Source organism: Nocardia sp. CY15, from assembly GCF_009829295.1.
GTDB classification, from domain to species: Bacteria; Actinomycetota; Actinomycetes; order Mycobacteriales; family Mycobacteriaceae; genus Nocardia; species Nocardia sputi.
The window spans coordinates 307,625-329,702 of sequence record NZ_VUOT01000001.1 but is presented as its reverse complement, the minus strand read 5'-3'; the positions used below and the strand labels follow the sequence as shown (position 1 = coordinate 329,702).

Here is a 22,078-nt window from a genome sequence, read left to right as displayed (position 1 = left end):
TTCTCTGTAGGCGTCGGTTGGGTCGGGTTCGCCCGGCCCAGGTGCCACATGGTGGAGGATAGGCACATATCGAGTGCGTGACGGTCGCGCACTGGAGTCGCGCCGAAGCGCGGCATGTCAGATGGAGGCGGGATCAATCGATGGCTAATCCGTTCGTCAAGGCCTGGAAATACCTGATGGCCCTCTTCGACGCGAAGATCGAGGAGCACGCGGATCCGAAGGTCCAGATTCAGCAGGCTATCGAGGAAGCCCAGCGGCAACACCAGGCCCTTTCACAGCAGGCCGCGTCGGTCATCGGCAACCAGCGTCAACTGGAGATGAAGCTGAACCGGCAGCTGGACGAGGTCGAGAAGCTCAACGCCAATACACGCCAAGCCGTCCTACTGGCCGATCAGGCCACCGCGGCGGGCGACACGGAGAAGGCGATCCAGTACACCAATGCCGCCGAGGCGTTCGCCGCGCAGTTGGTCACCGCCGAGCAATCCATCGAGGACCTGAAGGTCTTGCACGACCAGTCGCTGCAGGCGGCCGCCCAGGCGAAGAAGGCCGTGGAGCAGAACGCGATGCTGTTGCAGCAGAAGGTCGCCGAGCGCACCAAGCTGCTCAGCCAGCTGGAGCAGGCCAAGATGCAGGAGCAGGTCTCCGCCTCGCTGCAGCAGATGGATTCGACGCTGTCGGCGCCGGGCAGCACACCGAGCCTGGACGCGGTACGCGAGAAGATCGAGCGCCGCTACGCCAACGCGCTCGGCTCCGCCGAACTCGCACAGAACTCGGTGCAGGGCCGGATGCTCGAGGTGCAGCAGGCCAGCATTCAGATGGCCGGACACAGCAAGTTGGAGCAGATCCGCGCGTCCATGCGGGGAGACCAGTTGCCCGCCGGTGGCGCCCAGCCCGCCATCAACCCGGCTCAGGCCAATGCGGCCCAGCCGCAGATGGACAAGGGACAGGCCGCACAGCAGTAGTCTCGAGCACAGTTCGGCGGCACGTGTCGGTGGGGGCTGGTTCACTGGAACACAAGGCGTGAGGACCCGACCGGCCGGCCGTCGGCCGAGTCGGGCAATCGAGTTCCGGGCCTCCGCCTGTCCGATGTGCAACCGGTGGGAGAGAAGGTATGAGCGGCAGTGCATTTCGCGAGCGACAGCTCGACACGCGGCGCCTGCGCGGATCCGCGATGATCCGGGCACAGGCCGCGCTCGCGCCCCAGCCGGGCAGCCTGCCGGACAGCATTCGCGAAGTCGGTGAGAACGCACTCGTCGCCGTGCGACGCTGGGCCGATCCACGGGAGCGCGAGCTGCGTCGTCGCCGCAGGGTCCGCCGCCGCAGCTTTCAGCTGGGCACCGTGTCCGGCCTGACCACGGCGGGAACCGTTGGCCTTGTCGTGCTTTCGGCGCCGGTGTGGGCGGTGGTCATGGTCGGCGGCGGCGCGGTCGCGCTGGTGACCGGTGCGGCACTGAGCACCCGCCGTTATCTGCGTCTGCGGGGCGCGCCGCTGCCGCAAGCGGCGTTCATTCCGCGGAAACAGCCACCGCTGTGGTCGAACGCCCGGCCGCCGATCGCACGCCTGGTTCGTGCGGAAAAGGCATTGCACGGGATGGGCGTTCAGATCGCGCGTTCGCACCGGCTGCCGCCGGAGGAGTTGGCCGACCTGCTCGAAACGGCCGCCTCGGGAGCGGCGGCGCTGCACGCCCTCGCCACCGACATCACGGCGATGGAACAGGGCCTCGGCGCGATCGGGAGCGCGGATTCGCCGGCGGCGGTGGCGCTCACCGAGAATCTGCGACTGACCCTGGCCAGGCTCGATGCGGGCGTGGTGGAGTACGAGCAGGTCGTGGCCGCGGCGGGCCGGATTCTCGCGGTGGCGGAGAACACCGTGGTGCGGCACAACTTCGACACCATCGTGGCGGATCTGCGTGACGCCTCCGACCGGCTGGACGGCTGGGCCCAAGCTCTCACCGAGGTGGCCGACAAATCGGTGCCCGCGTTCCCGCGGCCACCGATCTGATCTGATCCTCTTCAGCTCGGCCGGTCCCGACGACGAAGTTCTTCGGCTCTGGCGCGCAACGCCGCGCCGACCAATTCGCGGCTCTCGGCCATGAGGTCGAGCACCTCCCATGACGCTTTGCGGGCGGCGGAGCCGACGATCCCCGCGATCGCCGATCCGTGCCGTCGTGCCGCGGCCGCGAGTTCCTGTGCCAACTCGTTCGTGCTTTCCATCGAATCCCGGCCGTTATGTGACATTCAGTGCATGACTGTGTGCTGATTGGGGTGTCTGCATCGTTCGGTCATCCCTTCCCTGTTGCCGCTCAACGACACTGTGCGTTGGAGATCAGAGTACATCCGTGCACTGAAAACGCGGGTGATCCGGTGGCGGTGACGCCGATGCGCCCGCCGACGCCTCGGCGCGCGCGGGCACAGCCGTCGGTCGCCCTGACTCGACGCCCGAGCTGTCGGTAGGCTGCGGCGATGCGGTTTCTGACGACGCGCAGGCGCAAGGGTGGGTCGGTCGGCGGCACGAACAGCCTGGATCGCTGGCTGGTCGACCGCAGCGCGCGTGTTCGGGCGACCCCGGCCGACCGGGTGCTGAAGGCGTTGAGCACCGCGGCCGACAAGAACCGCTTGTGGATCGCGCTCGGTGCGCTGCTGTTCGTCGCCGGAGACCGCTCGACCCGCCGCGGCGCGGTGCGGGGGCTGCTGGCGCTGAGCATTGCCAGCAGTGTGGCCAACGGCGTGGCCAAGCCGTTGTTTCCCCGCCGCCGTCCGCCGGACGAATCCGTCCCCTTCGTGCGCAGGCTGGTCGCTCCGCCGGTCTCCTCGTCGTTCCCCTCCGGACATTCGGCCTCCGCGGCCGCGTTCGCGGCGGGCTTGGCGCTGGAATCTCCCGCGGCGGCCGCCGCGGTGGCCCCGGTCGCCGCCGCGGTGGGGTACTCGCGTGTGCACATCGGCGTGCACTGGCCATCCGACGTGATCGCGGGCGCGCTGTTCGGCGGCGCGGTCGCGCTGGTCACCCGGCGGTGGTGGGCGGTGCGCGACGACGCACCGGCAGCCCTCGGCCCGGTAGACCACATCGATCCACTGCCGGATGGCGCCGGACTGCTGCTGATCGGCAATCCGCACGCCGGGTCCGGTGACGGCGACAATGCCCTCGCCACCCTGCGTGATCGGCTGCCTGCCGCCGAGGTGCTCGAGCTCGGCGGCGGCGACGACGTCGAGGCGCGGATCGACCAACTCCTGCGGCGCGACGACATCGTCGCCCTCGGCGTCGTCGGCGGCGACGGAACCGTGTCGACCGTTGCCGAGTACGCGGTACGACACCGGCTGCCGCTGGCCGTCTTCGCGGGCGGCACCCTGAACCACTTCGCCAGAGACGCCGGGGTGGAAGACCCCGGCGTGACCTTCGCCGGGCTGGAAGCGGGCGAAGCGGTCCGCGTCGACGTGGCGGAGGTGTGTTTCGACGACGCCGAGCAGCGAATCTTCGTCAACACCGCCAGTCTCGGCGGTTACCCCGATTTCGTGCGCGTTCGCGAGCGCTGGGAGCGCCGGATCGGTAAATGGCCCGCGGCGGGAATCGCCATGGTGCGTGTGCTGTTCCGCGCTCAGCCCCTGCACGTCACCATCGACGACACGCGTTGCGCGCTGTGGATGCTGTTCGTCGGCAACGGCAGCTATCACCCCGCCGACCAGCTCCCGATGTCGCGCCCGCAGTTGCGCGGCGGTGCTCTCGACGTCCGCTATCTGCGCGCGGATGTCCGGTTCTCCCGGCTGCGGCTGGTCTTCGCGACGTTCACCGGCACGCTGGCGTATTCACCCACCTATCGGCATCGCCGCGTCTCCCGGGTGGAGGTGCGGGTGGACGGGCGGCCGGTCTCGTTGGCCACCGACGGTGAGGTCGACCATCGTGGCAAGGATTTCCGGTTCATCAGCAGGCCATCGGCACTGGTGCTGCTCAGGCGCGGTCGGCACGAAGGCTCAGCCGAGAGGTAGCTATTCGGTAGCTGTATGACTAGTTATAGATCGGCGAGTGGGTGAAATACCGGCTGATGCTCGTTTGACAGCGGAGTACGTGGGTAGTTGCCAATCTGTAGCTGATTACTTCCGACCTCGGATGGGGCCGGGAACATGCACTACAGGGCAGGAGCACGTCATGCTTGATGTTTCCTACCGTCGATCGCTGCTCGACCAGGACACGCAGCGGCTGGATGTCAGCCGGTACCTGACGTGTGAAACCGCCGAGGACCCGGTGCGGCTTGCGCGCAGGACGCAGCGCGTCGCCGCAGGTCCCGACGCCACCGATCCACTCACAAGCGATTGAAACCCCTTTTTCTCAGCACGCGCGGTGGACAGCCGTGTTCCGTCGGCCTGCGCATCGCACGGACGAACTGCGGAGGAACCCATGACTGAAATGCTGGAAACGCTCATCGGCAGCTCGGTGTACGGCCCCGAAGGCGAGAAGATCGGCAAGGTCAAACGGGTCTACGTCGACAACAGTTCCGGATCGCCGACCTGGATCGCGGTGTCCACCGGTCTGTTCAGCGCCGACGCCTTGGTCCCGCTGGCCGGCGCCGAGCATCGCCCGGAGTCGGCCACGCTGCAGGTGCGGGTCGGGAAGGACGCGGTGAAGTCCTCGCCGCAGCTGGACCACAACGGGCAGATCAGTCCGCAAGCCGAGCAGGAACTGTTCGATCACTATCAGATCGACCCGGAGCATGCCGCGTGGGACGTCTACGGCAGGCAGCCGGTGCCCCAGCCGCGGCAAGCCCGTCCGGCGATGACCCGCCCGCCGGAGGAGCGAACCAGGGAGCAGGGTGATGCCGCTACCGCGCGGAGGCAGTCGTATCTGGGCAGCGAGGAAGAGACGCTGCGGATGCCGCCCGCAGGCGACCGGTCGGGCGTGGGAAGGGAGCCGGTGGTCGACTCCTATGCCGTCGACACGGCCGATCTCGGTATGCGGGATCCGGACGGCATGCCGCAGGAGGATCCCCTGACCGAAGAGCTATCGGACCCCGAGCGCCGAAGGGGCTGATCGGGCTGACCCGGCCGTGGGACCGGCTCGTCATCGACAATGGTGTGCGCGGCCGTCGACGCGCACACCATTGTCGTACGTCCGGGTCGGCCGACCGACGTGCCGGACGTCCCTGCCGTCCGGCATCCGTGACCGCAGCCGTCCGAGAAGCGAGAACCCCGGTTCTCGGGTACGCGTAGGCCGATTGCCGCGACGTCGGCGGACGAGGGATCGGGGAAACCCCGATCACCGCCCGGCGGATGGGCGGCGGAGGTCGGGGTGAACCCTGATTTCCGCCCCGATTTCCCTTCTCACCTGCTGATTCATGCTCGTCCGAATGTCATGCTCGATGCGGAAACGTACTCGTGGGAGGCATCGGAATGTTGTGGAAGATCATCGGCATCGTCGCAGTCGTCTGGATCGCGCTGGCCGTCATCGGCGCGTTGCTCGAGGGGTTGTTCCCCATCTTGGTCATCAGTGCCATCGTGTTCGGGTTGTACTTGCTGTACAAGGCGGTGTCGGGCTCCGACGACTCGACGGTGAGCAAGCTGTAGCGACGCCGGGCCTCGGCCGTCGCACCGTCGTCGCGCGCGGGCGATGTTTGAATGATCTCTTGTGGAGCGAATTCCCGAAGATTGGCAGCGCGGCTTGGTGATCGTCGCGCACCCCGACGACATCGAATACGGCGCCGCCGCGGCTGTCGCCCGTTGGACCCGGCAGGGCAAGGACATCCGCTACGTGCTGGTCACCAGCGGTGAAGCCGGTATCGCCGGATTGCGGCCCGCCCTCGCCGGCCCACTGCGTGAGGCAGAGGAAATCGCGGCGGCCGAGGTGGTGGGCGTGCGGGAGGTGGAGTTCCTGGGTTATCCGGACGGTCGCGTCGAGGAGAGCCTGGCGCTGCGCCGCGACTTGGCTGCCGCGATCCGCAGGCATCAACCGGAGATGGTGGTGCTGTTCAACTTCGGCGACGTCTGGGCTCCCGGCTACGCCAACAGCGCCGACCATCGTGCGGTCGGCCGGGCTGCCCTGGATGCCGTCTCGGACGCGGGCAATGAGTGGATCTTCCCGGAGATCGCCGAATGGAAGCCGTGGTCGGCGCGGTGGGCGGCGGTCGTGGGGCCGGTCGCCACCCATGCCGTGGACGTCACCGACACCGTCGAGCAGGCCGTCGCCTCGCTGGCCGAACACCGCCGCTACCTCGAGGCACTCGGCCCAGAGCCGGTCGTCGACCAGGCGCGCGCCGTCGTAGACCAGGCGACCGCCCCCAAGGACGGATTCCCCGCCGAGCGCGCCGTCGGATTCGAGCTGTTCTTCTTCTCCGATTGACCCGCGGGCCGAACCCGCGTCGATGCGGGTGCGGCTTGCGCCCCCCGGTGTGTGGCAGGCTAGGCGGATGCGAATAGCCGTAGTCGCAGGGCCCGATCCCGGCCACGCGTTTCCCGCTATCGCGTTGTGCTTGCGATTCCTGGCGGCCGGTGACGAGCCGGTCCTGTTCACCGGCCCGCGCTGGTTCGACGCCGCGCTGGCCGCCGGAATCGGGGTGCGCAGACTTAAGGGCCTGGCGCCGCGACCGGTGGACGACGACGCCGACGCCGGGCAGCGCATCCACGAGCGGGCCGCGCACATCTCCACCGAGATCCTGCCCGAACTGAGCGCCATGCTGCCCGAACTGGTGATCTCCGACGTGCTGACCGCGGGCGGCGGGATGGCCGCGGAGCGGCTCGGCGTGCCGTGGGTGGAGCTGTCCCCGCATCCGCTGTACCTGCCGTCGAAGGGATTGCCGCCCATCGGGAGCGGACTCGCTCCGGGTGTTGGCCTGCGCGGACGGATGCGCGATGAGATTTTGCGCGGTATGACCGCGCGAGCCCTCCGGAACGGGCGTCGCCAGCGCGAGCGGGCCCGCGAGAGTGTCGGTTTACCGCCTGCCGACCCAGGCCCCGCCGCGCGCTTGATCGCCACCCTGCCCGCGCTCGAGGTACCGCGTCCGGACTGGCCGGAATCCACCCACGTGATCGGTCCGCTGCTGTGGGAGCCGACCGAGGCGATCCTGGACCTTCCGCCCGGAGACGGACCGCTGGTCATGGTCGCCCCCTCCACCGCGCACACCGGCGTGGCGGGCATGGCCGAGACGGTCCTCGAGGCTTTGGAGGGCACCGGTGTCCGCGTGGCGATTTCGATGCTGGACGCGCCGCCCGCCGATCTTCCCCCATGGGCGACGGCGGGGCTGGGGCGCCAAGACGAGCTGCTGACCCATGCCCGCGTGGTCGTGGGCGGCGGCGGCCACGGCCTGCTCGCCAAGACGCTGTCCGCGGGCGTCCCGATCGTGACGGTTCCCGGCGGCGGCGACCAGTGGGAACTGGCCAATCGCGCGGCCCGCCAGGGCAGTTCGCTCGTCGTCCGGCCACTGTCGCCCGCCGCTGTGCGCGCCGCGGTCCAAGAGATCCTCACCGACCCCGCCTACACCGCGGCTGCCCGGGAGGCCGCCGCCGCGACGGACTTCCCCGACCCCGTGGCCCTGTGCCACCAGGTCCGCCATGCCGTTCACCCCTGACCGGCGGGCCCGGGTGTGCCACTGACCTGGGAACGCGCGTCATGGGAGTAAGTTCGGGACGGTGCGGTTGACCGAGTTTCAGGAACTGTTGCACACCGAGTTCGGTGTGGCCCGGGGCGACGCCCTGCTGACCGACCATGTGATCCTCGCGCTGGGCGGGCGCACCGGCGCCGACGCCATCGAGGCCGGGATCGATCCGCGCGACGTCTGGCGCGCGTTGTGCGCCGAATTCGACGTGCCCAGGGTGCGCTGGTGAGCGCCCCCGGGCAGGTGGAGCGGGACGAGCCGCTGTACCGGTTCGACGAGCGGCAGCGGATGATCCCGCACGATCCGCAACGCCTGGCCGCCCGGGTGGCGCAGGCCCGGCCCGACGACTTCGCGAGCTTCCGGCAGACCGGTATCGAACTGATGCTGCTCGGTCGCTACGACGACGCGTTGGATCATCTCGATCGCGCGCTGGAATTGGTGGACACCGAGCCGCGCCGGATCAGCGTGTGGATCAACCTGGGCGATGTGTACCGCTACCGCGGCGATGCGGACACGGCCGAGACGTTGTACCGGCGCGCCGTGGAACACGCGCGGGTGGCCGCTCCTGAGGTGCTCTCGTCCGCGGTGCAGCACCTGGGCAAGGCGCTCGCCGAGCGGAATCAACTGGCCGAGGCGCACGCGCTGCTGGCCGAGGCGATGCGATTGCGCGTCGCCGAAGGCGATCCCGAGGAGATCGAAGCCACCCGCGCCGCTCTGGACACGCTCGGCGAGCTGCCGATCCCGTTGCCGCCCACTGTCACCGCGCTGCTCGGTGAGTCACCGAGCTGGTCGGACGACCACGAGGGCATGAGTGGTGGGGTGGTTTTCGTCTCCGGCGCCTACTGGCTCAAACGCGGCCCCAAGGCGGTCGCCGAGTACGAGCGACTGACCTGGTTGCGCGGCAGGGGAATCGATCTGCCCGAGGTCGCGGCATTCGAGGACGACGTGCTGGTGCTCGCGGACGCGGGCGCTCCCAGCCTGGCCGCGCGAGCCCGCTCAGAGGGCGCGTACGCGGCCTCGATCGGCACCGTCATGGGTGCGATACTGCGTCGGCTGCACAGCATTCCGGTGACCGAGTGCCCGTTCGACGGAGGCCTCGACGTCGTGCTGGCGCAGGCTCGCCGCAACGTCGTGGAAGGTCTCGTCGACGCGGACGATTTCGACGACGACAACGCCGGATCCACCCCGGCGGATGTCCTCGCGCGGTTGCGGGCTCAGCGCCCCGAGCAAGGGGATCCGGTGGTTGCGCACGGTGATTTCACTCCGCCGAACGTGCTGGAGAACGGGATCCTCCTCGATGTCGGCGCGCTCGGCGTCGCCGACCGCTACCGCGATCTGGCGCTGGCGGTCCGCGATCTGCGCGCGGACTTCGGCGAAGCGGAGGTTTCCGCCTTCTTCACGGCCTACGGCCTGGCCGACCCGGACGAAAGTCGCCTGGAGTACTACCGGCTGCTCGACGAATTGTTCTGAACTCAGGTCTTCCGCGCGTAGTGGCGGGCCGCTTTGGTGCGGTTGCCGCAGGTGGCCATCGAGTGCCAGCGGCGCGTCCCGTTCTTCGAAGTGTCGTAGAAGAACAGCACGCACTCCGGGTGCGCGCACTGACGGATCCGATCGGGCGCGGTGCGCAGCAGTTCCAGCAGGTTGTCGGCTGCCAGCCAGGCGGGCAGCCATGCCCGCTGTGGGACGTCCGCCAGATCGGCGGGCCCGGACTCGGTGAGCGCGCGGCGGATCCGGCCGTGTTCCAGCACCTCGTTGAGCCCCTCGTGCGCGGCGTGCACGACCACGTCGTAGATGGCCGAGCGCGCGACCAGCACCGCGTTCAAGGTGGCCGAGTCGGCGCTCGCGCGATCGGTGAGGCCCGCCGACGCCAGCCAGACGCGCAGGCCGGACACATCGGTGAGCAGGTCTTGCGGGCCGTGCTCCATCCATCTCGTGTTCAGCAGATCGAGCGCCAGGGGTTCACCGAGGTGGGGGCGTGGATCGGGCATGCCCGAGGGTATCGAGTGCGCATCCTCGCCCACGGCGGCCACCTCCCGTTTAACTAGTCAAATCAAGTTTAGTGGTTGACACGGTCGCTTCGGCGTCGATATGTTATAACCAGTGAAACCGTATTAGACGGTTGAAAATTCCGAGGAGGAACATTATGACCGCGGTCGCCGCACCTCAGCTCGCCACCGGGCACATCGGCCTGAACGTCTCGGATCTGGATCGTTCGGTGGACTTCTACCGCCGGGCTCTCGGCTTCGAACAGCTCGCCGCGAGCACCGGTGACCGGCGTCGTTGGGCCTTCCTCGGTGCCGACGGCAAGCTGGTCGTCACGCTGTGGGAGCAGAGCGGCGGTACCTTCTCCACCGGAACACCCGGGCTGCATCACCTTTCGTTCCAGGTCGACAGCATCGATCAGGTGCGCGCGGTGGAGCGCGTGCTGCGTGAGCTCTCGGTCACCTTCGCCTACGACGGGGTGGTGGCCCACGGTGAAGGCGTGGCCTCCGGCGGGATCTTCTTCACCGATCCCGACGGCATTCGCCTCGAGGTCTACGCGCCCAGTGGCGCCGAATCCGCTCCCGCCCCCAGCGGCGCGGCCCCGACCTGCGGGTTCTTCTGATCCTGTCGGTCGCGTAGCGAAGGGAGAATCGCGATGGAGCCGTTTCACAGCGGCGAGGTCGCCGTCCAGCGCCGGATGGGCCAAGCCGACATCGCCGCACGGGTCGGCCGGATGATCCGTCGTGATATCCCCGCGGTCGCGGCCGACTTCCTGGCCGAACAGCGGATGGTGGTGCTCGCCGCCGCCGACGAGGCGGGCAGACTGTGGGCGAGCGAGCTGGCCGGGCAGCCGGGATTCGTCCGGGCGCTCGACGATCGGACGATTTCGGTCCGAACCCGTCCAGCCGCCGCCGATCCGCTGCGGGAAGCGCTGACCCACCGTGTTCGCGTCGGCATGATCGCACTGCAACCGCAGCGGCGCAGGCGCATGCGGGTCAACGGCCGATCGACGCCGGAGGGCGATGGCCTGCGCATCGTCACCGATCAGGTGTACTCGAACTGCCCCAAGTACATCTCCCGGCGAGAACTCGAGAGCTACACGCCCGACCCCGAGCCGCCGGTGGTGCGACACGGTGTAGAACTCGACGCGGCTCAGCAGGCCGCCGTCGCCGCGGCCGACACGTTCTTCGTCGCGACCGCCGACGCAGACGGCAACGCCGACGCCTCGCATCGCGGCGGGAACCCGGGTTTCCTCCGAGTGCTGTCGCCCACTCGGCTGCGCTGGCCGGACTACCGGGGCAATTCGATGTTCATGACGCTCGGCAACATCGAGGTCAACCCCCGCTGCGGGATTCTGATCCCGGACTGGGCCGGCGCGGCCGCGCTGCAGCTCACCGGCACCGCCGAACTGGTCTGGGCGCCCGAGACGTTCGCCGCGGGCGCGCAGTGCTCCCTCGAGTTCACCATCGAGGAGGTGCGCCAGCGGCGCGGGGGAGCGCTGCGGTGGGGACCAGCCGAGCTTTCACCCGTCAATCCCTGAAACCACCTTCGAGGAAGGAGCCGTCCCATGCGACCTCCGTTACCCCCGTTCGACGCCGAATCCGCCGCTATCAAAGTGCGGGCCGCCGAAAACGCCTGGAACACGCGCGATCCGGAGCGGGTCGCCGCCGCCTACACCGAGGACTCGGTATGGCGCAATCGTGACGAATTCTTCACCGGTCGCGCCGCCATCGTCGAGTTCCTCACCAGGAAGTGGTCCATCGAGAACGGATACGCGCTGCGCAAGGACCTGTGGGCCTTCGCGGACAACCGCATCGCCGTGCGCTTCCAGTACGAATGGCACGACGAGGCGGGCCGGTGGTGGCGCAGTTACGGCAACGAGCAGTGGGAGTTCGCGCCGGACGGGCTGATGTCCCGGCGGGAGGCCAGCATCAACGACGTCCGGATCGAGGAATCCGATCGGCGCATCTTCGGGCCGCGCGATCCGGCGGACGAGTCGGTGCAGCCCCAACGCTAGGTGTGCGGGCACGGCCGAGCCGAGGCGGCGGCGTCAAGCCGGGACGGGTTCCAGGTCGGCGTCGTCGAAGGGTGGGTCAGCGCGCGCTGACCATTCGATTCGGCCGCGTCGATGTAGCCGGCAAGAGCGTCGCGGGACCGGGCGAGTCTGTCCGTCTGATCCGTCCGGTCGCCGCCGCCGCGACCGCATCGCGGCCATGCGCGCAGACCCGGGCGGGTCGCTTGACTCGAACACGTGTTCGTCTAGTGTTGTCGCCAGAACTTGTCGGTGCCGGGCTCTACTGTAGGCGCCAACCACAGAACGAGACTCACCCGTCGAAAAGGGGATCAGGACATGGCACCACAGGCGTACGACCGGGACAAGGCGCTCGAACTCGCGCTGGCCCAGGTGGAGAAAAGCTTCGGCAAGGGCGCCGTCATGCGTCTCGGCGAGGAGGCGCGCCAGCCCATCTCGGTGATCCCCACCGGCTCGATCGCGCTCGACGTGGCGTTGGGCATCGGCGGTCTGCCGCGCGGCCGCATCGTCGAGATCTACGGGCCGGAATCCTCGGGTAAGACCACCGTCGCGCTGCACGCGGTGGCCAACGCCCAAGCCGCGGGCGGGGTCGCGGCGTTCATCGACGCCGAGCACGCGCTCGATCCGGACTACGCCCGCAAGCTCGGCGTCGACACCGACGCGCTGCTGGTCTCCCAGCCCGACACGGGTGAGCAGGCGCTGGAGATCGCCGACATGCTGGTGCGCTCCGGCGCCATCGACATCATCGTCATCGACTCGGTGGCCGCGCTGGTGCCGCGCGCCGAGATCGAGGGCGAGATGGGCGACAGCCACGTCGGTTTGCAGGCCCGCCTCATGAGTCAGGCGCTGCGCAAGATGACCAGCGCGTTGAACAACTCCGGGACCACCGCGATCTTCATCAACCAGTTGCGCGAGAAGATCGGCGTCATGTTCGGCTCGCCGGAGACCACCACCGGTGGTAAGGCGTTGAAGTTCTACGCGTCGGTGCGCCTGGACGTGCGCCGCATCGAGACGCTCAAGGACGGCAGCGACGTGGTGGGCAACCGCACCCGTGTGAAGGTCGTGAAGAACAAGGTCTCCCCGCCGTTCAAGCAGGCAGAGTTCGACATCCTCTACGGGCACGGCATCTCCAAGGAGGGCTCGCTCATCGACATGGGCGTCGAGCACGGCTTCATCCGCAAGTCCGGCTCCTGGTACACCTACGAGGGCGATCAGCTCGGCCAGGGCAAGGAGAACGCTCGCAAGTTCCTGCTGGAGAACATCGACGTCCGCGACGAGGTCGAGAAGAAGATCAAGGAGAAGCTGGGCATCGGCGCCGACGTGACAGCCGATGCGGCGGCGGAGGTGCCCGCCGATTTCTGAGCCGACGAACGGCAGGCCCTCACCCGGGGCGGGTCCGACCGATCCCGGGCGACCACGGGCCGACGCGGTGCAGGATCTGCGGCGTCGGCTGGAAGAACTCCTGTCCGCCTCCAGCCGGCCGGCCGGAGGCGGACAGGACTCCGAGCTCGTTCGGAGCGCCGAAAATAGTTCGGCCGAGCCGGACACCATGGGAACTCGGCCGGACGCGTCCGATCCGCAGCGGGCGCGTCCGGCTGGGTACCGTCGCGGTCGCCACGGCGCGCAGGGACGTACCAGCTCCTCCCGGACCGGCTCCTCCCCGAGCGACTCTGACCGGCCCGAGGGCCGATCGGCGGGTCCGGTGGCGGCCGGATCCGAAGGCGGGACGGTCGAGCAGGCGAAGGAGGCGTGTCTGCGCTTGCTCGCCGTCCGCGCCCGCAGCCGTGCCGAGCTGGCCCAGCGTCTGGCCGCCAAGGGGTACTCGGCCGAGGTGAGCGAGCGGGCGCTCGACCGCCTCACCGAAGTGGGTCTCATCGATGATGCCGCCTTCGCCGAGCAATGGGTCCACGCCCGCCACACCTTCTCCGGTAAAGGCAAACAGGCGCTGGCGCAGGAGCTCCGCCGCAAGGGCGTCGCGCAGTCGGACGCCGCGTCCGCTCTCGACGCCATCACCTCCGACGAGGAGGAAGCCCGCGCCACCGAGCTGGTCCGCCGCAAATTACGCTCGCTGCCGCGAGAGCTCGACCGGGACAAGACGATTCGCCGACTCGTCGGGATGCTCGCCCGGCGGGGTTACAGCCAGGCCACGGCCTATCGCGTGGTCAAAGCCGAACTGGCCGATCGGGGGCTCGAAGGCGATCTCGACCCCCTCGACTGAACTTCGCGGCTCGGCTGCGCCAGGGTGCGAGGGCGGCATCCCGCTCACAACTGCGTAAAACGCTGGTCGGATGTGCGGGATACGGATGGCAGGTACGGCCGCCTGCCCTGGCGCGGCTCGGCGCAGCCTGCGAGGCTAGCGAAACCTAGGCCGACTGCGGCGTTTTCGGTCGGTGTGTTGATCGTCGCCGCTCGGACAGCCGATCAGAGCCCGGCCCGCGGCGGTGGAAAGTCGTGCCCTTCGTGCCGCCGCTGCGGAAGTGCAACGCTGCGCGGGTTTCGGGTGGAACATCTTCGGTCTACACCTCTCCTGTGTCGGAGACCGGACCCGAGGTCGTGATTGTCGTCATTCCTACTCCTGTGTCGAGGGCTTTCTCGGGAATCGCGTAGCCGCTCGGCACCAGGGGGAGACGGTCCGCCTGGCCTCGCGTAGCTGGAGGCGAGCCGTACCTCGTCCACCGACTCGCTGCCCCGGCTCGATGAAAGACACTGTGGCCGAGCCGAACTCGCCCAGGAAGCGGTCGGGTACGGCTGAGCATCGATCATCGACTCCCGCAGGCACGAAGCACTGACGACCGCCCCACCGGTCGGCTACCGGGGATCGGCATACGCCTACGAGATTGGCGGGGCGCCACCGAGGGCACGAGTGTTGCGCTCAGCTCGAGCGCAACACATGCTGTCGGATCAGGATGGTTCGCCGTAGAGCTTCGCCCCGGCGAGCTTGCGGCGCTCCAATTTCACGGCCGCCGAGTTCAGATCGTCCAACCGCTTGCCGGGTAGTCCTCGAACTCGCGCTCTCTGATGCTCACGGTTTCGTGCCGATGTCGACACCGGGGGCCGCGTCGGTGATGATCGAGTCCGCGGCGACGACGGCGCCGCCGCCTTTCCCGCGCTTACGTGCCCGCAGCCGTTGCTCCAGCTTCGTCGCTACCAGCGTCAACGCGCTGTTGAGGGCGATCATGATGATCGCGATGACGATCAGCGACGGAATCGTGTTCTGTTCGGCCGCACCGAGCTGTTGACCCGAGCGCACGATTTCGACGTAGGTGATCTGGTAGCCCAGCGCGGAGTCCTTCAACGCGACCACCATCTGCGAGATCAGCGCGGGCAGCATCGCCGTGATCGCCTGCGGCAGCAGGATCAACCGCATCAGCTGGTTCTTGCGCATGCCGAGCGCGACGGCCGCCTCGGTCTGCCCTTTGGGCAGCGACCGGATGCCCGCCCGCACGATCTCCGCGATGACCGAGCCGTTGTAGACGGTCAGCGCGGTGACCACCGCGGCGAGTGCGAGATCCTCCGACTCGAACAGGTCGTAGTCGGAGTACACCGCGAACAGGAAGATCATCAGGATCAGCACCGGGATGGCCCGCGCCACCTCCACGACCGCCCCGGCGACCCAACGCACGACGCGATGATCCGACAGCCGCAGGATGCCGAAGATCATGCCGAGGACCAGCGCCAACACGATGGACAGCAACGCGGCCACGATCGTGCCGCGCAGACCGGGCAGCAGATAGGTCGACCAGACCTCCGCCTCCAGGAACGGCTTCCACTTCTCCGCGGTGAACTGGCCCTTCTCGGCGAAGCCGCGGTAGAGCACCCAGCCCACCGCGACCACGGCGGCGATGACCAGCGCCGAGTAGATGTTGTTGCGCAGTCTCGCCTTCGGGCCCGGCGCGTCGAACAGGACCGAAGGGCCCGCGCTCATATCCGCGCCTCACTGACGCTCATCGAGCCACCTCGTACTTCTTGGCCAGCCAGCCGAAGAACAGGCCGGTCGGCAGGGTCAGGATCACGAAGCCGAGCGCGAAGATCGCGCCGATCGCCAGGACCGCGGCTTCGGTCTCGGTCATCTCCGCCATCAAGGTCGCCGCCTCGGCGACGCCGATGGCCGAGGCGATGGTGGAGTTCTTGGTCAGCGCGATCAGCACGCTGCCCAGGGGAGCGATGACCGAGCGGAAAGCCTGCGGCAGCACGACCAGCCGCAGGTTCTGCAGGAAGCCGAAACCGAGCGAGCGCCCCGCCTCGGACTGCCCCATCGGCACGGTGTTGATGCCCGCGCGCAGCGACTCGCACACGAACGCGGCGGTGTAGATGCTCAGGCCGATGACGGCGAAACGGAAATTGTTCTGTGCGAGGGAGTCCGGCCCTTCACCCGCGAGACGCCAGCCCATCGTGGTGTAGAGCCCCAACGACATGAACACGATGATCAGCGTGAGCGGGGTGTTGCGGAAGATGGTGACGTATGCGGTGCCGACCCAGCGGGCGACCGGCACGGGAGACACCCGCAGCCCGGCGACGACGGTGCCCAGGATCAGCGCGCCGACCGCGGACAGCACGGCCAGCTGAATGGTCACCCAGAATGCTTCGAGGATTTGGCTGTCATACCTCGAGATCAGGTCGAACACGGCGGACGCGTCCCTCCGATCGGGTCTCGATGGTCAGGGGAAGTGCGACGGGTGACCCGGCCCGGTCGTGGAGCCGGGTCACCCGTGCTGGTCTGCGGGCGTCAGTACCGGTTCACGGTGGGCGGCTGCGGGGCCTGGTAGCCGGACGCGCCGACGGTCGAGTCGAACGCCTTCTTCCAGGAGCCGTCGGCGATCATCGCCTCGATCGCGTCGTTGATCTTGTCCCGCAGCTCCTGGTCGCCCTTCTTCGACCCGATGCCGTAGTTCTCGGTGGTGAACGGCTTGCCGACCACCTTGAACGCGCCGCTGCTCTGCGCGGCGTAACCGGCGAGGATGATGTCGTCGGTAGTCACCGCGTCCCAGGACCCGGCGCGCAGGCCCTCCAGGCACAGCGAGTAGGTGTCGTTGGTCTGCAGTTGGGTGTCGGGGAAGTTCTTCTCGATGTTCTGCGCCGGGGTGGAGCCCTTCACCGAGCAGACCTTCTTGCCCTTCAGGTTGTCCGGGCCGTTGATGTCGGTGTTGTCGGCGCGCACCAGCAGCGACTGTCCGGCGACGTAGTACGGCCCGGCGAAGTCGATCTTCTCCTTGCGCTTGTCGTTGATCGAGTAGGTGGCGACGATGTAGTCGACCTGACCGTTCTCGATCAGCGTCTCGCGCTGGCCGGACGGGGCTTCCTTCCAGGTGATGCTCTCGGGCGCCACGCCCAACTTGCCCGCGACGTACTTGGCCACCTCGACATCGAAGCCGCTGTAGGACCCGTCCTTGTTCCGCAGGCCCAGACCGGGCTGGTCGAACTTGATGCCGACGGTGAGCTTGCCGTCCTTGGCGTGATCCAGGGCGGACTTGTCGTCGCCGCCGCCGCACGCGGTGGCGGTCGCGGCGGCGAGTGTCAGGGCGATCGCCCCGATACCCATGCGCAGAGCGCGATTGATCCTCATCGAGTTCCTTCTCCCTATCCGTGGGTGTGGCGGCCGCTGTTCCGGCAGGTCAGTGGCTCAAAATCTTGCCCAGGAAGTCTTTGGCGCGCTCGGACTTCGGGGCGGTGAAGAAGGCGTCCGGCGCCGCGTCCTCCACCACCTGGCCGTCGGCCATGAACAGCACCCGGTTCCCGGCGCGGCGCGCGAAGCCCATCTCGTGGGTGACGACCAGCATCGTCATCCCTTCCTTGGCCAGCGACACCATCACTTCGAGCACCTCGTTGACCATCTCCGGGTCCAGCGCTGAGGTCGGCTCGTCGAACAGCATCACCTTCGGGCTCATCGCCAGCGCCCTGGCGATGGCGACGCGCTGCTGCTGCCCGCCGGATAGTTGCGCCGGGTACTTGTCGGCCTGATCGGCGATGCCGACCCGGTCGAGCAATTCCATGGCGCGGGCGCGAGCTCGGTCCTTCTTCATCTTGCGGACCTTGACCGGCGCGAGCGCGACGTTCTCCACGATCGTCTTGTGCGCGAAGAGGTTGAAGGACTGGAAGACCATGCCGACGTCGGCGCGCAGCGCGGCCAGTGCGCGACCCTCGGCGGGCAGCGGCACTCCGTCGATGGCGATGTCGCCGGAATCGATCGGCTCGAGCCGGTTGACTGTGCGGCACAGCGTCGACTTACCGGAGCCCGAGGGGCCCAGCACGATGACGACCTGCCCCTTGGGGACCTCCAGGTTGATGTCCTTGAGTACGTGCAGGTCGCCGAAGTGCTTGTCCACATTGCGCATCGAGATCATCGGCGGCGCGCTGGCGGCGGCGCTGACGTCCCCGGCAGAAGCGTCCCCGGTCGTGGCGGGTGCGGCGGCGTCGTCGGTCATGGTCAAGACCTTAAGCAAAAATCGGGGATTTGCCCGGGTTTCGGCGACACGCCGTCTCGCCGCGCCGATTCGTCACGTGGGTGTAACCTCCCGGCCGTTCGCCCGTCGGCCGGAGACCGCCCGAAGCCTGCGCCGATGCCCGCGAAAGGCGCCACGGACCGCCCCGTACCCTGGACGGGTGGATTCGATCGGTCAGGCAGTGTCGGCTCCCGCCGAGGGCACAGCACGCAGTTACGAGGTCCGCACCTTCGGTTGCCAGATGAACGTGCACGATTCCGAACGGTTGTCGGGGTTGCTGGAGGACGCGGGATACGTGAAGGCCGCGCCCGGCGCGACGGCCGACCTCGTCGTCTTCAACACCTGCGCGGTGCGCGAGAACGCGGACAACAAGCTCTACGGCACGCTCGGCCACCTGGCGCCGATCAAGGCGGGGCATCCCGGCATGCAGATCGCCGTCGGCGGCTGCCTGGCGCAGAAGGACCGCGACGTCGTGGTGCGCAAGGCGCCCTGGGTGGACGTGGTCTTCGGCACGCACAACATCGGTTCGCTGCCGGTGCTGCTGGAGCGGGCGCGGCACAACCGGGAAGCCCAGGTGGAGATCCTGGAGTCGCTGGAGGCGTTCCCGTCCGCACTGCCCGCCAAGCGCGAATCCGCCTACGCGGGGTGGGTTTCCATTTCGGTCGGCTGCAACAACACCTGCACCTTCTGCATCGTGCCCGCCCTGCGCGGCAAGGAGGTCGACCGCCGCCCCGGCGATGTGCTCGCCGAGGTGCAGGCGCTGGTCGACCAAGGCGTGCTCGAGGTGACGCTGCTCGGCCAGAACGTGAACTCCTACGGCGCGTCGTTCGCCGACCCGAGCGAGCCGCGCGACCGCGGGGCGTTCGCCAAGCTGCTGCGCGCGTGCGGGCACATCGACGGCTTGGAGCGGGTCCGTTTCACCTCCCCGCACCCGGCCGAGTTCACCGACGACGTGATCGAGGCGATGGCCGAGACCCCGAACATCTGCCCGCAACTGCACATGCCGCTGCAGTCGGGTTCGGACCGGGTGCTCAAGGCCATGCGCCGCTCCTACCGCAAAGCCCGCTACCTCGGCATCATCGACAAGGTGCGGGGCGCGATGCCGCACGCCGCGATAACCACCGACATCATCGTGGGCTTCCCCGGCGAGACCGAGGAGGACTTCCAGGAAACCCTCGACGTGGTCCGCCGGGCGCGTTTCACCAGCGCGTACACCTTCCAGTACTCCAAGCGGCCCGGTACGCCCGCCGCCGACATGCCCGACCAGCTGCCCAAGGCCGTCGTCCAGGAGCGCTACGACCGGCTCATCGCGCTACAGGAGGAGATCTCTCTGGAGGCCAACCGGGAGCTGGTCGGCACCGAGGTGGAGCTGCTGGTGGCCGAGGGCGCGGGCAAGAAGAACGCGGCGACCGCCAGGATGAGCGGTCGCGCCCGCGACGGCAGGCTGGTGCATTTCCGCCCGGGCGGCACCACCGAGCCGATCCGCCCCGGCGACCTGATCACGGTCGACATCACCGCCGCGGCACCGCACCACCTGGTCGCCGACTCCGCGATCAAGAGCCACCGCCGCACCCGTGCCGGCGACGCGCACGAACGCGGCGTCACGCCGAAGACCGCGCCGATCGGCGTGGGCCTCGGACTGCCCCGCATCGGCGCTCCCGTCCCGGAACCCGCGGTCGCCGGCTGCTCGACCGGCTGCGGCGCATGACCACGAGCCCGGACGACGACGGCGACGCGACCCGCGGCGCCGACGGGGCTGTTCCCGCGTCCGGCGACGGCGAGCGCGGCGCGTCCGCGGCGACCCCCCGGAGCCAGCCCGCGCGCCCCGACGGAGACGAACGAAACGAGGACTCAGTGAGCTCGGTCGAGAGCACCAGCGATTTCGAACAATTCCGCGACGATCTCGACGCCGTCGAGCGCAGGATCGCCGGTGAGATCGATCCCGGCGTCCGCGCCATGGTCGTGGCGGGCGCGGTGTTCCTGCTGCTGGCGTCGCTGGTGCTGCCACACGCGGGCGCGGCGCGCGGCTTCGACGTCCTGCTGGACACCGACGTCGCGCTGGCCGAGCACATCGGTCTGCCCTCGCGGGTTTTCGTCTGGTTCCTCGTGATCTTCGGCATCGGCTTCTCGATGTTGGCGCTGATGACCCGCCGCTGGGTGCTGGCCTGGATCGCCGTCGCGGGCAGCGCGGTGGCCAGTGTGTTCGGCGTACTCTCCATCTGGCACCGCCAGACCCCCGGGCTGGGCAACTACATCGGAGCGGGCCCCGGCATCGGGCTGATCCTCGGCGCCATCGTGACCATCGTGCTCACCTTCCACTGGATCCGCGTGGTGTGGAGCCGAACCGCGCTGCAGTTGGCCGCCGAAGAACAGCGCCGTAACGCCGCCGCGGCCGCGGAGGAACGCGAGCGCCGTCGCCTCACCGGCGAATCCTGACCCTTTCCGTCGAACGACAGCGGCCCCTCCCGCCTGGGAGGGGCCGCGCTGTCATCGACGGAGCCGATACCGCCGAGCTCAGCGGTTGCTGACGGCGCCTTCGGCGGCCTCGGCCCACTCACGCCACTGCTTGGCCTGCTCCAATGCCTTCTCCGCGTCGCGGGCGTTCCCGGCGGCTCGAGCTTTCGCGGCCTGCTCCTCGAACTGAGCCACCCGCTCCCGGAACTGCGCGGCGCGGGCCATCGCCTCGGGGTCGGTGCGTCGCCATTGCGCGTCGACGGCGTCGCGCACGCGCTTCTCGATCGCGCGCAGTTTGCCTTCCAGCTCCTGCATGCGCTCGCGCGGCACCTTGCCGATCGCGTCCCACTTGTCCTGGAGTTCGCGCAGCGCGCTGCGCGCCCCTTCCAGATCGGTGGACGGATCGATGAAGGCGTAGGCGCCCAGCAGTTCCTCCTTGGCGGCCGCGTTCTGTTCGAACTCTGCGTCGCGCTCGGAGACGGCGGCGTTGCGGGCGGCGAAGAAGACGTCCTGCGCGCTCTTGAAGCGCCGCCACAGCGCCTCGTCGGCCTCGCGCGGTGCGCGCCCGGCGGCCTTCCACTCGGCGAGCAGGTCACGGAAGATGCCGGCGGTGGCCACCCACTCGGTGGAGCCGGACAGCTCCTCGGCCTGTACGCACAGCTCTTCCTTGCGCGCTTTCGCGGCGGCGCGCTCGCGATCCAGTTCGGCGAAGTGCGCGCCGCGGCGGCGATTGAACGCCTCGCGCGCCTTGGAGTAGCGCTTCCACAGCGCGTCGTCGACCTTGCGGTCCACACCGCGGATGGACTTCCACTCGTCGAGAATCTCGCGCAACCGATCGCCGGCGGCCTTCCACTGGGTGGACTCGGCGGCGATCTTCTCCGCCTCGGCGGCCAGCGCCTCCTTGCGTTCGGTGTGCTCGTGCCGGGCGCGTTCCTTCTCTTCCTTGGCGTGCGCGGCGGCCTCTTCGGAGTGCTCGGCGATGGCCTGCAGGCGATGGGCCAGGCCCTCGATGTCACCGATGACGGCGGCGGTCGGCAGGGACTCGGCCAGCGCGACGGCGGCGGCCTTGGTCTTGCGCGCGTCCGCGCCCGCAGCCAGTCTCGCTTCCAGCAGGGCGACCTCGGTAGCGAGGTCGTCGAAGCGGCGGCCGAAATGGGCCAGACCCTCGGCGGCGTCACCGGCCTGCCACGAGCCGACCTGGCGTTCGCCCTCGGCGGTCTTGACCCACGCGGTGCCGTCCTCGTCGACCCGGCCCCACAGGCTCGGATCGGAAACGGTGGGCACGACGACGGGATGGGGATGCTGCTGGGCCGGGCCCGGGGCGGGTTTGACCGCGTGCGGTTTGGGCGGTTGAATCGAGCTGCCCGGTTTCGGGGCACCGGAGGAACGCGGCATCTTGCCGGGGCTGGCTTTCGCGGTTCCGTTGCTATCGGTCATTTTTCCTCGTCCCTGCCGCGCGTCACGGCTGCCTGATTACGCCCTGGCTCATCCCATTCAACCCGGTCCGAGCCCTTGTGACCATCGATCCATGCCTTCCCGCGGAGGAATCCCGGGGATTCCAACCCCTGATGACCTGGGTTGTAGCTCTTCGA

At 68.8% G+C, this 22,078-nt stretch carries 24 protein-coding genes; 17 read left to right on the top strand and 7 right to left on the bottom strand.

The annotated features are described in order from the left end of the window. Positions 1 to 140: 140 nt before the first annotated feature. Together pspA and GVY39_RS01595 are read left to right on the top strand one after the other, a co-directional pair. Entirely contained in the window at positions 141 to 962 is an 822-nt protein-coding gene (gene pspA, locus GVY39_RS01600) for a phage shock protein PspA (RefSeq protein WP_159919664.1), read from the top strand. Between the two features lie 149 nt (positions 963 to 1,111). Continuing rightward, positions 1,112 to 2,002 carry a hypothetical protein gene (locus tag GVY39_RS01595; protein ID WP_236565241.1) on the top strand — a complete coding sequence of 297 codons (891 nt, stop codon included), beginning with the start codon at positions 1,112 to 1,114 and terminating at the stop codon, positions 2,000 to 2,002. 11 nt (positions 2,003 to 2,013) lie between these two features. Here GVY39_RS01595 and GVY39_RS01590 read toward each other — a convergent pair whose 3' ends face one another. Continuing rightward, a complete protein-coding gene (locus GVY39_RS01590; protein ID WP_159919662.1) occupies positions 2,014 to 2,214 on the bottom strand; it encodes a hypothetical protein in 201 nt (66 codons plus the stop codon). A gap of 249 nt (positions 2,215 to 2,463) precedes the next feature. On the opposite strand from GVY39_RS01590, the gene GVY39_RS01585 reads away from it, so the two are divergent. From GVY39_RS01585 to GVY39_RS01555, 8 genes are all read left to right on the top strand, one after another. Further along, positions 2,464 to 3,981 (top strand): bifunctional phosphatase PAP2/diacylglycerol kinase family protein, encoded by a 1,518-nt coding sequence (locus GVY39_RS01585; protein ID WP_159919660.1) that lies wholly within the window; start codon positions 2,464 to 2,466, stop codon positions 3,979 to 3,981. Positions 3,982 to 4,141: 160 nt separating this feature from the next. Beyond that, on the top strand, positions 4,142 to 4,309 hold the full coding sequence (locus GVY39_RS01580; RefSeq protein ID WP_159919658.1) for a hypothetical protein: 168 nt from the start codon (positions 4,142 to 4,144) through the stop codon (positions 4,307 to 4,309). A gap of 81 nt (positions 4,310 to 4,390) precedes the next feature. Then, positions 4,391 to 5,020 carry a PRC-barrel domain-containing protein gene (locus GVY39_RS01575; RefSeq protein WP_159919656.1) on the top strand — a complete coding sequence of 210 codons (630 nt, stop codon included), beginning with the start codon at positions 4,391 to 4,393 and terminating at the stop codon, positions 5,018 to 5,020. A 359-nt stretch (positions 5,021 to 5,379) separates the two neighbouring features. Beyond that, positions 5,380 to 5,553 (top strand): hypothetical protein, encoded by a 174-nt coding sequence (locus tag GVY39_RS33820; RefSeq protein ID WP_195070507.1) that lies wholly within the window; start codon positions 5,380 to 5,382, stop codon positions 5,551 to 5,553. A 61-nt stretch (positions 5,554 to 5,614) separates the two neighbouring features. Next, on the top strand, positions 5,615 to 6,325 hold the full coding sequence (locus GVY39_RS01570) for a PIG-L deacetylase family protein (RefSeq protein ID WP_159919654.1): 711 nt from the start codon (positions 5,615 to 5,617) through the stop codon (positions 6,323 to 6,325). A gap of 67 nt (positions 6,326 to 6,392) precedes the next feature. After that, positions 6,393 to 7,550, top strand: a complete 1,158-nt coding sequence (locus GVY39_RS01565; protein ID WP_159919652.1) for a glycosyltransferase — start codon at positions 6,393 to 6,395, stop codon at positions 7,548 to 7,550. A 61-nt stretch (positions 7,551 to 7,611) separates the two neighbouring features. Next, positions 7,612 to 7,806 (top strand): DUF3046 domain-containing protein, encoded by a 195-nt coding sequence (locus tag GVY39_RS01560; protein ID WP_159919650.1) that lies wholly within the window; start codon positions 7,612 to 7,614, stop codon positions 7,804 to 7,806. Beyond that, complete coding sequence (locus GVY39_RS01555) at positions 7,803 to 9,047, top strand: APH(3') family aminoglycoside O-phosphotransferase (protein WP_236565240.1); 1,245 nt, start codon at positions 7,803 to 7,805, stop codon at positions 9,045 to 9,047. The genes GVY39_RS01560 and GVY39_RS01555 overlap by 4 nt, the downstream gene beginning before the upstream one ends. Positions 9,048 to 9,049: 2 nt before the next feature. Here the strand turns inward: GVY39_RS01555 and GVY39_RS01550 are convergent, their stop codons facing one another. Then, entirely contained in the window at positions 9,050 to 9,565 is a 516-nt protein-coding gene (locus GVY39_RS01550) for a CGNR zinc finger domain-containing protein (RefSeq protein ID WP_159919649.1), read from the bottom strand. Between the two features lie 155 nt (positions 9,566 to 9,720). On the opposite strand from GVY39_RS01550, the gene GVY39_RS01545 reads away from it, so the two are divergent. The 5 genes from GVY39_RS01545 to recX all read left to right on the top strand — a co-directional run bounded on the left by GVY39_RS01545 (position 9,721) and on the right by recX (position 13,810). Next, positions 9,721 to 10,182: a VOC family protein gene (locus GVY39_RS01545; RefSeq protein WP_159919647.1), complete on the top strand. Its 462-nt coding sequence runs from the start codon at positions 9,721 to 9,723 to the stop codon at positions 10,180 to 10,182. A 33-nt stretch (positions 10,183 to 10,215) separates the two neighbouring features. Then, positions 10,216 to 11,100: a pyridoxamine 5'-phosphate oxidase family protein gene (locus GVY39_RS01540; RefSeq protein ID WP_159919645.1), complete on the top strand. Its 885-nt coding sequence runs from the start codon at positions 10,216 to 10,218 to the stop codon at positions 11,098 to 11,100. A gap of 27 nt (positions 11,101 to 11,127) precedes the next feature. Next, positions 11,128 to 11,577, top strand: coding sequence for a nuclear transport factor 2 family protein (locus GVY39_RS01535; protein WP_159919643.1), 450 nt, complete (start codon positions 11,128 to 11,130; stop codon positions 11,575 to 11,577). A 333-nt stretch (positions 11,578 to 11,910) separates the two neighbouring features. Next, positions 11,911 to 12,954, top strand: a complete 1,044-nt coding sequence (gene recA, locus GVY39_RS01530) for a recombinase RecA (protein WP_159919641.1) — start codon at positions 11,911 to 11,913, stop codon at positions 12,952 to 12,954. Positions 12,955 to 13,294: 340 nt separating this feature from the next. Beyond that, entirely contained in the window at positions 13,295 to 13,810 is a 516-nt protein-coding gene (gene recX, locus GVY39_RS01525; RefSeq protein WP_223512981.1) for a recombination regulator RecX, read from the top strand. Between the two features lie 804 nt (positions 13,811 to 14,614). On the opposite strand, the gene GVY39_RS01520 is transcribed toward recX, so the two are convergent. The 4 genes from GVY39_RS01520 to GVY39_RS01505 all read right to left on the bottom strand — a co-directional run bounded on the left by GVY39_RS01520 (position 14,615) and on the right by GVY39_RS01505 (position 17,933). Beyond that, the gene (locus GVY39_RS01520; RefSeq protein ID WP_159919637.1) at positions 14,615 to 15,517 is read right to left on the bottom strand and encodes an amino acid ABC transporter permease; all 903 of its coding nucleotides are present in this window, start codon (positions 15,515 to 15,517) and stop codon (positions 14,615 to 14,617) included. A gap of 19 nt (positions 15,518 to 15,536) precedes the next feature. Next, entirely contained in the window at positions 15,537 to 16,217 is a 681-nt protein-coding gene (locus GVY39_RS01515) for an amino acid ABC transporter permease (protein WP_159919635.1), read from the bottom strand. Positions 16,218 to 16,318: 101 nt separating this feature from the next. Beyond that, positions 16,319 to 17,155 carry a glutamate ABC transporter substrate-binding protein gene (locus tag GVY39_RS01510; RefSeq protein ID WP_159919633.1) on the bottom strand — a complete coding sequence of 279 codons (837 nt, stop codon included), beginning with the start codon at positions 17,153 to 17,155 and terminating at the stop codon, positions 16,319 to 16,321. A 49-nt stretch (positions 17,156 to 17,204) separates the two neighbouring features. Then, a complete protein-coding gene (locus tag GVY39_RS01505) occupies positions 17,205 to 17,933 on the bottom strand; it encodes an amino acid ABC transporter ATP-binding protein (RefSeq protein WP_159920267.1) in 729 nt (242 codons plus the stop codon). Positions 17,934 to 18,192: 259 nt separating this feature from the next. Here GVY39_RS01505 and miaB point away from each other — a divergent pair, with 259 nt between their 5' ends. Next, positions 18,193 to 19,740: a tRNA (N6-isopentenyl adenosine(37)-C2)-methylthiotransferase MiaB gene (gene miaB / locus GVY39_RS01500; RefSeq protein ID WP_223512984.1), complete on the top strand. Its 1,548-nt coding sequence runs from the start codon at positions 18,193 to 18,195 to the stop codon at positions 19,738 to 19,740. Then, positions 19,737 to 20,468: a hypothetical protein gene (locus GVY39_RS01495; protein WP_370523749.1), complete on the top strand. Its 732-nt coding sequence runs from the start codon at positions 19,737 to 19,739 to the stop codon at positions 20,466 to 20,468. Before miaB ends, GVY39_RS01495 begins: the two co-directional genes overlap by 4 nt. Before the next feature lie 78 nt (positions 20,469 to 20,546). On the opposite strand, the gene GVY39_RS01490 is transcribed toward GVY39_RS01495, so the two are convergent. After that, positions 20,547 to 21,923, bottom strand: a complete 1,377-nt coding sequence (locus GVY39_RS01490) for a DUF349 domain-containing protein (protein WP_159919631.1) — start codon at positions 21,921 to 21,923, stop codon at positions 20,547 to 20,549. Between the last annotated feature and the right edge of the window lie 155 nt (positions 21,924 to 22,078).